Annotated in this window: 11 protein-coding genes; all 11 read right to left on the bottom strand. The window is 42.9% G+C overall.

Going from position 1 to position 11,923, the window contains the following annotated elements; genetic code table 11:
* Positions 1 to 8: 8 nt before the first annotated feature.
* The 11 genes from ACWPWY_RS05875 to ACWPWY_RS05825 all read right to left on the bottom strand — a co-directional run bounded on the left by ACWPWY_RS05875 (position 9) and on the right by ACWPWY_RS05825 (position 11,871).
* On the bottom strand, positions 9 to 218 hold the full coding sequence (locus ACWPWY_RS05875) for a hypothetical protein (RefSeq protein ID WP_454190811.1): 210 nt from the start codon (positions 216 to 218) through the stop codon (positions 9 to 11).
* 17 nt (positions 219 to 235) lie between these two features.
* Entirely contained in the window at positions 236 to 1,138 is a 903-nt protein-coding gene (locus ACWPWY_RS05870; RefSeq protein ID WP_454190810.1) for an EamA family transporter, read from the bottom strand.
* A 153-nt stretch (positions 1,139 to 1,291) separates the two neighbouring features.
* Complete coding sequence (locus ACWPWY_RS05865) at positions 1,292 to 2,650, bottom strand: LLM class flavin-dependent oxidoreductase (protein WP_454190809.1); 1,359 nt, start codon at positions 2,648 to 2,650, stop codon at positions 1,292 to 1,294.
* Positions 2,651 to 2,689: 39 nt separating this feature from the next.
* Complete coding sequence (locus ACWPWY_RS05860; RefSeq protein WP_454190808.1) at positions 2,690 to 3,502, bottom strand: ABC transporter permease; 813 nt, start codon at positions 3,500 to 3,502, stop codon at positions 2,690 to 2,692.
* A complete protein-coding gene (locus tag ACWPWY_RS05855) occupies positions 3,499 to 4,356 on the bottom strand; it encodes an ABC transporter permease (protein ID WP_454190807.1) in 858 nt (285 codons plus the stop codon). The genes ACWPWY_RS05860 and ACWPWY_RS05855 overlap by 4 nt, the downstream gene beginning before the upstream one ends.
* 31 nt (positions 4,357 to 4,387) lie before the next feature.
* Complete coding sequence (locus tag ACWPWY_RS05850; protein ID WP_454192812.1) at positions 4,388 to 5,383, bottom strand: aliphatic sulfonate ABC transporter substrate-binding protein; 996 nt, start codon at positions 5,381 to 5,383, stop codon at positions 4,388 to 4,390.
* A gap of 45 nt (positions 5,384 to 5,428) precedes the next feature.
* Positions 5,429 to 6,205 (bottom strand): ABC transporter ATP-binding protein, encoded by a 777-nt coding sequence (locus ACWPWY_RS05845; RefSeq protein WP_454190806.1) that lies wholly within the window; start codon positions 6,203 to 6,205, stop codon positions 5,429 to 5,431.
* A gap of 306 nt (positions 6,206 to 6,511) precedes the next feature.
* Complete coding sequence (locus tag ACWPWY_RS05840) at positions 6,512 to 9,319, bottom strand: DUF5689 domain-containing protein (protein ID WP_454190805.1); 2,808 nt, start codon at positions 9,317 to 9,319, stop codon at positions 6,512 to 6,514.
* Positions 9,320 to 9,481: 162 nt separating this feature from the next.
* Positions 9,482 to 9,619 (bottom strand): hypothetical protein, encoded by a 138-nt coding sequence (locus ACWPWY_RS05835; RefSeq protein ID WP_454190804.1) that lies wholly within the window; start codon positions 9,617 to 9,619, stop codon positions 9,482 to 9,484.
* A 24-nt stretch (positions 9,620 to 9,643) separates the two neighbouring features.
* On the bottom strand, positions 9,644 to 10,018 hold the full coding sequence (locus ACWPWY_RS05830) for a hypothetical protein (protein WP_454190803.1): 375 nt from the start codon (positions 10,016 to 10,018) through the stop codon (positions 9,644 to 9,646).
* Positions 10,019 to 10,134: 116 nt separating this feature from the next.
* Positions 10,135 to 11,871, bottom strand: coding sequence for an ABC transporter ATP-binding protein (locus tag ACWPWY_RS05825; RefSeq protein ID WP_454190802.1), 1,737 nt, complete (start codon positions 11,869 to 11,871; stop codon positions 10,135 to 10,137).
* Positions 11,872 to 11,923 lie beyond the last annotated feature (52 nt).

The following is an 11,923-nucleotide window of genomic DNA, read 5'->3' as shown; positions in this document are numbered from 1 at the left end:
TCCTTGTCTCAAGGGGCTTCGCCACACATTTCCACCTGCTTGTCAAGTCTCATTTCTCGTTTGTTCACAAAAAAGAGCAGGTTATCTTTTCGATAGCCTGCTCTTTTAGCATGCGCCTTAACTAAATGACATTGTCTTTTATGAGGGTCCTTTTTATTGATGGATTTATCATTTGATGTATTTTTGAATCGCATCACTGTTCTCACTTCACTAATCATCTTACATCTTATCTTTACTATTGGACTGCCGTATTTTCTTTCTGACTCCGATTTCTGCCGAATATTTGAGGATAAACGATTCCGAATAAAATAATGATGATTCCAACCCACTGAACAATGGACACATACTCCTGCAGTACCCAGACAGAGGCAACAACAGCAACGGGCAGTTCCCCTGCTCCTAAAATGGTAGCAAGCCCCGTACTAATTTTTGGTGCTCCGAGTGCAAACAGCAATACGGGTAACACCACTCCAAAGGTTCCTAAAATAAGCCCATATAACCAATACCCTTCGGCAAACGATACTTCAAGAACTACTTTGGGTGTCAGAATCGTGAGAAGTAACAATAAGCTACCGGTCGATATGTAAAAACTTCTCGTAATCGGTGATACTTGAACCTCTACTCTGCCGCTAAAGAAAACAAATAAGGCCATCATTACTGCAGCAGCTAAGCCAAATAACGTACCCCTTAGATTTAGCTCAAGTGATTCAACGCCAATGATTCCTCCGGCGAGGATGGTTCCTATTAGTAATAGAAACACAGACACCATAGTAGCCCTTGATGGCCACTTCCTCGTTACGATCGCCTCAATGAGGACACCGATCCATGTAAATTGAAATAGTAGTACGACCGCAATGGAAGCAGGTATACTTTCCAGTGACAGATAATAAGAGATCCCTGTAAGACAGGTACAGGTACCCACTCCAGCAAGACGAATAAACTGTTTAAAACTCACTTTCTTTCTAGAGAATAAAAGCATCAGAATAAGCAGTAAAAGCCATCCCGTCCCAAATTGTCCAAGGGTCAATTGCCCAAATGTAAATCCTTTTTCATATCCTAGCTTAATTACTGTGGACAAAATCCCAAATGAACATGCTCCTAAAAATACGTACATCGAATTTTTAAATAACTGAAACAAACTCTTCCCCCCACGCAAAAACCCCACTTTTTATTATTGTTTTTGGAAACACGAAAACAATAAAAAGTGGGGTCTCTATTTTTTAAATATAAAATTTATAGATAATTGTAAGTGAAATTGCAAAAAAAGTAAAATATCAATGAAGATTTTCTTTTAATTCACACCTGCACTCAGCTCATGCTTTGGCTTAAAATGTCCAAGCTCAGGACGTTCTAGACCAAGATGTTCTCTCAGCGTAGAACCTGTGTATTCTTCTCTGAACAAGCCTCTTTTTTGCAGAACCGGAATAGCCAGATTAACGAAATCTTCTAGATCTCCTGGAAGAACGGGAGGCATAATATTAAAGCCATCGCAAGCATAGGAATCAAACCATTCTTCCATCAGATCTGCTAGCTGCTCAGGCGTTCCCACAAATTGCATGTGTCCGCGACTACTCAGTATCTTTCTTCCCAGATCAAGGATTGACACATTATCCTCATAAGCCATTTCCAAGAACAACTTCACTCGGCTCTTCATCCCATTCGATGCAGCTACAGGATCAGGAATATGAGTAGGCAATGGACCATCTGCTGGATAACCGCTCAGATCATAATTGAGGAAACCAGATAACGCCATGACCGCTGTTTCTACAGGGATCAAGTCTTGAAGTTCCTGATATTTTCTTTGAGCTTCTTCTTCTGTTGCTCCTAGAATAGGTGAAAGGCCCGGCATAATTTTCAGCGTACCTTTTTTACGTCCACTCTGCACCAATTTCTCATTTAATTGCTGATAGAAACGTTGGGCTGCCTTGATTGATTGCTGCGCCGTAAAGATCACTTCTCCATACTGAGCAGCAAAATCTTGTCCTGGCTCAGAAGAACCAGCCTGGATAAGTACGGGATAACCTTGCGGTGGACGAGGTACATTGAGCGGACCTTTCGTCGAGTAGAATTTGCCTTTAAAATCGGCTGCTTTCACTTTTGATTCATCGGCAAATTTTCCATTTTCACGGTCGAGCACAAGGGCTCCATCTTCCCATGTATCCCATAGTGAAGTAACCGCACCCGCGAATTCACTCGCCATTTCGTACCGTAAACCATGCTCCGGATGTTCTGGTCTGCCATAATTATGTGCTTCTATATCTAATTGAGAGGTTACGATATTCCAGCCAGCTCGCCCTCCGCTGATATAATCAAGGGAAGCAAATTTGCGCGCTACATTATAAGGTTCATTATAAGTCGTTGATACGGTTGCCGTGAGACCAATTCGCTCTGTAACCATGGATAGCGCAGATAGCAAAGTAATCGGATCGAGCATACCTGAAGCGGCATACTCCACTTGCCGAACGTATAGCAAATCAGCAAAAAACATCATATCAAACTTTCCTCTTTCGGCTGTCTGTGCTATTTTTTTGTACATTTCAATATCAAACAGTTGTTCCACACCCGAATCTGGATGTCTCCAGCCTGCATGATGATGTCCTGTATAATAAATAAAAGCGCCTAGATGCATCTGTTCATTTCTTTGTCCCATGTGTTAAACAACCCTTCTGCTATTTATTTGGAATGTTACTTAGCCTTTATAAGTCTCTCTCCAGTGAAGAAGTCTTGACTCCAGCATACGGACGATGGAATCAGAGAGCTTTCCGATCATGGCGAAAATAATAATGCCTACAAAAACAATATCTGTTTGCGAGTAGGCTCTAGCATCTTGAATCATATATCCGATCCCGCTGCTCGTCCCCATCATCTCTGCAACCACCAGTACCAACCACGCTACGCCCAGTGCTAATCGAACACCTAGCAGAATGTTAGGAAGGGCAGCCGGCAGGATTAATCGGGTCAACAACTGAATTTTTGAGTACTGAAAAATCCGTGATACATCATACAGCTTTACATCAACACTTCGAATTCCAAGAAACGTATTCACATACACTGGGAAAAAAGCGCCCAAAGAAATCATTAATATTTTCGAAAATTCCCCAATTCCAAACCAAAGAATAAATAACGGAATGAGTGATAACAGCGGAATGGTCCGCAGCATCTGAACGGAAGGGTCTAGTGTTCGTTCTGCCATTTTTCCTAGTCCCGTAAATAATCCAAGAAATAATCCCGTAAATCCTCCTAACAAAAAGCCCGATAACGCACGAAATGCACTGATTGCAAAATGCTCCCACAGCGTGCCGCTTTGTACCAGACTGATAAACTGCTTACTAATCGCAACCGGAGTTGGGAGCAGATTGGGAGCAATGAGTTGGAGACTGCCTGCTGCCTGCCATACCGCTACAAGCAGAACGGGAAGCAACCAAGCATGAAGGGGAGCAGGAATATATTCAAGCCAGTCCTTCGAGCGTGTCTGCATACTTGGAGTAGAATCAGCTTTCATGAGCGCCCACCTCCCTTGTAACTGTCTTGCCATGAAAGCATGCGATGTTCCAGCCATCTGATTAAAGAATCAGACAATTTTCCGACGACGGCAAATACGATAATCCCTACGAACACAACCGATGTTAAAGAAAATGACCGAGCATCATTGATGATGTAGCCAATACCGGAACTCGAACCCATTAGTTCGGCCACAACGAGTCCAAGCCATGCTACCCCAATGGATAACCGGATACCGAGAAAAATATTAGGCAGTGCAGCCGGTACGATTAACTTCCAAATCAGTTCCCATCTGCTGAACTCCAGAACTCGGGCTACATCGAATAGTTTGTTATCTACCGAACGAATCCCAAGAAACGTATTGACATAAAGAGGGAAAAAGGCTCCCTTTGCAATCAATAAAATTTTTGAAGTCTCGCCAAATCCAAACCATAAAATGAACAAAGGGGCGATTGCTAGATGTGGCAATGTCCGCAGCATCTGTAGCGAAGGATCAACAAGTCGCTCTGCCTTGTAAGAAAAACCGACCCATACTCCAGCTGCAAGCCCTAGCCCCCCTCCTAAAATAAATCCAAGAAAGGCTCTCCCAGCTGAAATGCCGAGGTTGGAAGCTAATTCACCCGAAAGAGTCATGGCAACCAGTTCATTCCAGATGACAATTGGTGTAGGGAGAAGCACAGGATTAAGTAAGCCTAGGGAACCCGCAATCTGCCATATGGCAATCAGAAGTAAAGGAACAGACCATCCCAAAGCAATATTAATCCACCTGATTTTCCACCTTTGGTCTTTCTTCTGAAACCATTCGCGGGGGCCCTCCCGCTTCTTCGCTAATTTACTAACACTGTTTTGAAGCATGAAAAACGCCCCGTTTCTTCACCTCTGCCTTTTATGGCTGAAGTGCTTTTTCGATATACTGATTATCAAATACGCTATTTACCTCGATTTTTTTACGGATTGTTTTTTGCTCATATTGGAAATCCGCTGTTTTCTGCTGTTCTTCTATAATCGCATCACTGACCGGAATGTTAATCTGTCTAGCTCTATCAAAAGTACCTTTGATCACATCAACAGGAATGCCCCGCTCATCCGCATATCTTTGGATTGCCTCATCTTCATTCTCTTTCTCCCAAGCGAGGGCATCATTCAGAACTTTTAAGTAAAGGGTGACGAGGTCTGGATTTTTGTCAGCAAATTCTTTACGTACGATATTAAAAGAGGGAGATAAAATTCCGAGCTTTTCACCATCGGTTAGAATTTTTGCTTTGCCCGTGAGTGTGTTCAGCGTGATATAAGGATCCCAAGTTGCCCAGGCATCCACACTTCCCGATTCAAAAGCGGGCTGAGTCTCATCTGGCTGAAGCTGAATGACCTCCACATCAGAAGCGGAAATGCCTTCAGCATTCAGACCTCTGTATAAAAAGTTAAATGCGTTGCTTCCTTTGGTAACGGCCACTTTCTTACCTTTTAGGTCACTGATCGACTGAGCCGGACTATCCGCTGGTACAATAATAGCCACATTGTTTTTTCCTTCCAGGCTTTGAGAAATTACTTTGAAAGAAATATCTGCTGCCTGTGCGGCAATAATCGGCATATTCCCAAGTCCCGCAAAATCAAGTCGATTCGAGGCCATTGCCTCTGTCATTGGGGGACCGCTTTGAAATTCCGCCCATTCTACGGTAACACCATGCTTAGCAAATTCTTTCTCAAACCACTGTTCTTCCCGAGCCTTTCCAAATAAGCCTCCGCTGCCTTGAACTCCGATTCGAACGACCGAACCTTGTGTTCCTTCTGAACCATTGCTCTCTTCTGTATCTTTTGCACAGCCCGCAATCACTAGTAAACCCACCAATAATAATGTAAAAGTCCAGACGCTCTTTTTCATGTGCATTTCCCAATCTCCCCTTGATTCAATAGTGTCCTTACCGGTTTAAATCCCTGCTCCCGCATCGAGTTCAGGTTCTTCCCCTTTTTCGAATTCTCGCAGCACTTTTGCTCTAAGTTCTTGAAATGAAGGCCCGGTTCTTTTCCGCGGAAAAGGTAAATCAATGGGTTGAATGGTCCGGATCTGACCAGGTCTCGGGTTCATAATGACAACTCTTTCTCCCAGGAAAACAGCTTCATCGAGATCGTGAGTAACGAATATCATGGTTGTGCGATTTCTCTGCCAAATATCTAAAAGCACTTCCTGCATGTGAGATCTTGTAAAAGCATCGAGTGCTCCAAATGGTTCATCGAGCAAAAGCACATCTGGTTCACGAAGTAATGCTCTTGCAATAGCCACACGCTGCGCCATGCCTCCTGATAATTCTCTAGGGTAAGATTGTTCAAAACCTTCCAAACGAACAAGTTCGATAAGTTCAGTTACCTTTTTGCGGACCTCTGGTTTTTTCAGTGACAAATTTCCGGCAATGTTTTTCTCTACATTTAACCAAGGAAATAAGCGCGGCTCCTGAAAAATAAATCCCTTTTGAATACTTGGTCCCGTAATTGGCTCTTCATTCAGCAAGACTTTTCCTTCGTATGAAGTATCGAGTCCTGCAATAATTTTGAGCAATGTACTCTTACCGCATCCGCTTGGGCCGATCATGGTTAGGAATTCTCCTTTGCGGACTTGTAGATCAATCTGATGGAGCGCCACCACATCTCCTGCTGGTGCACGAAAGACTTTATTCAGTTGCTCGATCCGCAGTGTACTGGTTGTCATCAAAGAACCCCCTAACTTGAGTATATAAATTAAACTTACCTGTTTAGTAGGATAAAAGGATAAAAAAAAGAGAGACACAACGCATTATAGATGCAATGGCGAAAAAGCACCTCTAAAAAAATAAAAAAAGCGTGATATCTCCAGTTGTCTGGTCGATTCGCTATTCTATTGTCATTTCACAAAATGAAACATCATTCATTCTGTCTGATCTGTCGTTTATTTTATCAATAGTAAAAATGGTTGTCAAACCTTTTTTTTACATATAAAAAGTGCTGATACCTCGATCAGGACATCAGCACTTTTATTTCATTTTACAACAACGATCACTTTATCTGTTACGGTATTTCCTGACTCGTTAATAAGCTCTGCATAATACTCGTATGTTCCTTCCGAACGATTCGTAATAGCGGACACTGCACGCTGCGCATTCGGCGTCTGCACGATCAATGATTGGGTATCGATAAGCTCGCCATTCTCATATAAACGGTATGAAGTTGCGTTTGTTCCCCACCATAGATTCATCTGTACATTATAGTCGCCGTCATGATCCCAGTTATCATGAGAAAGTACGGCCTTTCCTGGATTTGCATCGGTAACTACAACGACAACTGAAGTGGAAGCCGTCGTACCATAGCTGTTCGTCAGTTCGCTCGTATAGGTATAAGTTCCGTTTGATTTTCCAGTAATCGATGTCACAGCAGACTGTCTTTCTGGCGTACGATCACTGATTTTCTGAGTATCGATAAGAATATCATTCTCGTATAATTTGTATTCGGCCGCGTTGTTTCCCCACCACAAATTCATCGTAATATCGTAACTTCCATCATGTAGTCCATTGTCATTCCCGTTATCGCTTGAAAGTATTGCTTGTCCTGGTACACCTTCAGCGAGAACAGGTTCTTCTGGTACTTCAGGTGTTTCCGGTTCCGTACTTTCCGCAAATGTAATATCGCTGAGCCCTCTAGGTTTTAACTGATATACTCCGCGAAAAATAGCTGATACCCCCGTCAAATTCACTTTATCTCCGGCTTTATAAGGAAAGCTATCCATAGTGAGGCCCGTACGAGCATCTATTCTCACATGATTCGTTTGCTCCCCTACCGCATCAAATTCGAATGATCCTGCAGGAGTGGCACTAACCAAGTTTTCAATCGTAACGCCATTCAGTTGTACTAACTGACCTTGTGTGTCTTCCCCTAAAGTAACCACGGGTTTCGCACTAGGAACACTAGCCTCACCTATCTTTTCAATGGATTCAATTTCATCAAGTTCAAGTTCTGTATTATATAGGGTTAAAGTCGCTTTTACCTTCACCTTATCACCGATATTAAATCCGCTTTGCGTCTGATACACATATATACCAGCGGTATCATCTTGCAAATAAAATGCTTGTCCCCCAAAAGTACCCGGCTGCGTCGTCACTACCCCTTCGACCATAACCTGAGTTCCCTCACTTTTAGTTCTCGCTTCACTAATCGTTGAGAGTGTTATCTCAGGAGCCTCTTCTCCGCCATCAGGAAGAGCCTCTGCAGGAACATTCGCAATCGTAACCGGCGTTGTCACCAAATTCGAACCGTTTAATCTAAGCCTCAAACTCGCTGCTCCGGTTGTACCTGGTTTAATCTGTACAGTAATGTCCTTTGTCGCTATGCCTTTACTATTCGCCGTCAAGCTGAATGTCTGACTGTAACCATAAGCACTTGGCCAGGTCAGGTCTGCATTTTGAACTTTGGCCACTTGCGTTCCGCCTGTCGTATAGAACCCTGCACTATACCCAGATACCGTACTGTTTGGCGCAAGATTATTCACCACCACACGAATTTGAAAAGCTTCGCTGTTAGGAAGCTGACTTTGATGCACAAAATTATATGATGGGCTAGAAGGTGCTGCTACGTTACTTCCGTAAGACCCTGCTTTAAAAGTAGATGGATCCCACCACTTATATCCTGCAGCAGGCTGAGACCATGGTTCTGATTGAGGTTCTGTAGAAGCAGCAGGAACTTCAAACGGCAACACAGCTGTAGGCTGATCGAGTGCAAGACCGTCTACTTCCGTAAAATTGGAGTAATCCTCATCTTCGGAAAGCCAGTTTACTAGATTAACCAAGAGAGTTGCATCATCTTGCTCTTTAAAACCATCATACGTCGTTTTTTTAATGCCATTTTCCTCACGAACGTATTTAGGTGTAGCATCCTCCACTGGGGAAGAATCTCCAATGAACGCTGCTTTACCAAGTCCGGCTTTCGATACGGCCACATAAGGTCCTTCTTCTATTCCGCCACCGTTATATACACCTTGGTCAACGGCATTTCCCCAAGCCGCATTCGTTTTCGGTAAATATACAATTCCTTTGGCTTTTGTTGGGTCTGTAATGGCAAGCGTCGATCCCGCATGCATGGCTACAGTCGATACCCCTTCGGTTATCCCAAATGATTGACTTGGTGCAACGATATTATTCGCCGTGACATCACCTAGCGCATTGTAACGGAATCTTACACCGAAGTTCTCAGCGAGCCAGTCCGAACTGACTACGCCCTGCATTGCTGCTGAATTTTTCTCTTCTGCACTCATTCCTTTTGTTGGGTCGGTCCAAGCCCCTCTGCGGTATCCATTAATAGACTCAGAACCGTCCCATCGGTTTTTGTTCCGATCCGCATTATAATGATCCCCTATGAAGAAGATACTTCCACCTTGATCCACATATTGTTCCATTGCTGCTTGTTCGCTTTGTGTGAACGGAATGTTTGGCTCTGCAACGACAAAGACATCATAATCGGAGAGATCTGACAGGATGATTGGAGTAGTTTTACGCAGTTCTTTTACATAGTACCCATCGGAAGCCAGCGCATTGCCGAAATCGGAAAATCCACCATCAATGACCCAATCCGCCGCTCCTGCCGTCTGTGCATGAGAATTGTCGAACAATACCTTCTTACCCGCATTTTCATTAACTACTTTTGCTTGAATATAAGGAGCCGGATCTTGTGCGCTCTCTGCTTGAACAACATTCGTAATGTCAGCTGACCATCCTGTCTGAACAGATAGCGCTACTGCTGCTGCCACCACGTATTTAAACCAGTGATTGTCTCGAATCTTCTTCCGCGATGTCCCCATCTTTTCCCTCCTACAATGTTAATATTTGTATATACTCTATTATTCTAGCATCCATAGATTAAAAATCATGCTACTTTATGTAAAATAAAAAAACAGAAAGAGTGAGAGCTATAACATGCTCATTCCTTCTGTTTTTTCTCTAACTATTCGTTGTGATTAGGCTTAAATCTCATCTACATTGGTCGGCGTTTCCGATAACTTTTGAATATCGTTTGATCCAAAAATGAATAAAGCGACTAAAATACCAAGAATGATGAGAGTGGAAAATCCTTTACCATCAAAACCTTCAATTTCACTCACCTTAAACTCCCCTGCCACCATAGATTATAGTACATTAATCGACTTTAAGATTTCTCCAATCTCCACTTCGTTATTGCCATTTATGTTTTGAACAATATCATTCAACTTTTTATAATCATCTTTGGTTAAAAATCTGCCCGTCAGGCCGATGACAATGGTTGCCTCTTTAAATAATGTTAAAGAATCCACCGTTAGTTTACCTGTCAGTAGCAGTGCAGCAACCACATAATCTAGAGTCACACCTGATAGTGATGTCAGTTCGCTTAGCGGAGATTTGAAACTTTGGGATTGATCCGCTTTTCCATTGTTCTTTTCTCTGCTTTGCGTTTTGCTTTGAGCTTTGTTTTTACTAGAGTTGGGTGATGCACGTTTATGTGGAGGCTTGCGATAGTTCGCCAATATTACAACCCCCTTAAGCCGGCACGATAAGCATGAAGCACTGTATTAATAAAGTATGCCGCAGGGGATTGTAACGTTACTTATTTCATATTTTTGTACAGTTCGCCATAAGCGTCTTATCCCGTAGGAATTGCGACAAAATGGCCTTTGGAAACTTCCACCAGTTCAGACTGTAATAGATTATATTTATCGGCACTCGTTTGTTCTTCTAGTAGTTTGCGAGTTTTCTTGGATTCAATTCTTGGATCCGGTACCGGAATGGCTGCGAGCAATGATTTCGTATATTCATGCTGCGGATTGGCGTATAGTTCTTCACTTTCCGCAAGTTCCACAATTTTTCCTGCATACATCACAGCGACCCGGTCGCTGATATGTTTTACCATCGACAGATCATGCGCAATGAATAAATAGGTGAGTCCCAGCTTATGCTGCAAATCTTCAAGCAGGTCCACTACTTGAGACTGAATGGATACATCGAGTGCAGATAAGGGCTCATCACATACTAGAAATTTTGGTTCCACAGCTAAAGCGCGGGCAATACCTATACGCTGTCTTTGTCCGCCAGAGAATTCATGAGGATAACGTTCTGCAAAAGAAGGTTCCAGACCTACCAGATCTAACAGCTCTTCAACTCGCTTTTTACGAGCCTCTTTACTTCCGCTCATCTGATGAACATCCATGGATTCACCAATAATGTCCATAATCTTGAATCTAGGGTTGAGCGAAGCGTAGGGATCTTGGAATATCATCTGCATATGTCTGCGCATCATCTTCATTTCTTTCCCATTCAAACGATGTATCGGCATGCCTTGATATAATACTTCTCCTGCCGTAGGTTCATGCAAGCGTAAAATGGATCTTCCGGTCGTTGACTTACCAGAGCCGGATTCACCCACTACCCCAAGCGTTTCTCCAGGCTGAATATGAAAACTAATATTATCTACAGCCTTAACAATCTGTCCTCTGCCCATATTAAAATATTGTTTGAGTCCGGTTACTTCGAGCAGCGGTTCCTTGCTTGTATTAAGAATAAGGGAAGCAGGCTTAGGTTTCTTCTTCTCATCTAGACGCGGGAGTGCATGTAAAAGTTTTTGCGTGTAAGGATGCTTTGCTTCCTCGAAAATTTCTTCCGTCGTACCCGTCTCTACGACTTCACCATTCTTCATGACCACCACGCGGTCACACATCCCTGCTACGACGCCAAGATCATGGGTGATGAGAATGATAGAGGTTCCAAATTTCTCTTGCATATGTTTCATGACATTTAGAATTTGAGCTTGAATCGTTACATCGAGAGCTGTAGTCGGTTCGTCAGCAATCAGCAGGGCAGGACGGCACGCAAGCGCAATAGCAATCATCGCACGCTGTCTCATTCCCCCAGAGAATTCATGCGGATACTGGTTATATCTAGTCTCACTATCCCTCATACCGACGAGCTTCAACATTTCAATCGCTTCTTGCTTTGCTTCTTTTCTCGATAGCTTGCGATGTTTCTTTACACTTTCCGCAATTTGTTTTCCTACTTTTAATGTAGGGTTAAGTGAAGTCATCGGATCTTGAAAAATCATTCCAATATCTCTTCCCCGAATGGATTCCATCTCTTTCTCTGTTTTATGAGCCAAATTTTGACCCATAAATAGTATCTCGCCATCTTTCATCTGAGCAGGAGGTGTGGGAAGCAAGCGCATTATCGAACGGGCAGTTACACTCTTACCGCTGCCTGACTCTCCTACAATGCCAAGTGTCTCACCTTTTTTCAGTTCAAAACTAACCCCTTTAACCGCTTCAAACTCTCTTTCCTGATTTAAAAAAGATACTCTTAAGTCTTTTACTTTTAAAATACTAGAGTCCACTATGTCCACCTACCTACGATGTTTTCTTGAAACTATGTAAAATTTATACTTA

The organism is Paenibacillus sp. Marseille-Q7038, assembly GCF_965111595.1.
This window is presented reverse-complemented; position numbering and strand designations above follow the sequence as displayed.

What these genes read in the sequence shown, in the direction of transcription:
- ACWPWY_RS05850 (WP_454192812.1), bottom strand. Translation starts at nt 5,383, where the DNA reads ATGAAAAAGAGCGTCTGGACTTTTACATTATTATTGGTGGGTTTACTA.
- ACWPWY_RS05860 (WP_454190808.1), bottom strand. Translation starts at nt 3,502, where the DNA reads ATGAAAGCTGATTCTACTCCAAGTATGCAGACACGCTCGAAGGACTGG.
- ACWPWY_RS05875 (WP_454190811.1), bottom strand. Translation starts at nt 218, where the DNA reads ATGATTAGTGAAGTGAGAACAGTGATGCGATTCAAAAATACATCAAAT.
- ACWPWY_RS05865 (WP_454190809.1), bottom strand. Translation starts at nt 2,650, where the DNA reads ATGGGACAAAGAAATGAACAGATGCATCTAGGCGCTTTTATTTATTAT.
- ACWPWY_RS05845 (WP_454190806.1), bottom strand. Translation starts at nt 6,205, where the DNA reads ATGACAACCAGTACACTGCGGATCGAGCAACTGAATAAAGTCTTTCGT.
- ACWPWY_RS05855 (WP_454190807.1), bottom strand. Translation starts at nt 4,356, where the DNA reads ATGCTTCAAAACAGTGTTAGTAAATTAGCGAAGAAGCGGGAGGGCCCC.
- ACWPWY_RS05840 (WP_454190805.1), bottom strand. Translation starts at nt 9,319, where the DNA reads ATGGGGACATCGCGGAAGAAGATTCGAGACAATCACTGGTTTAAATAC.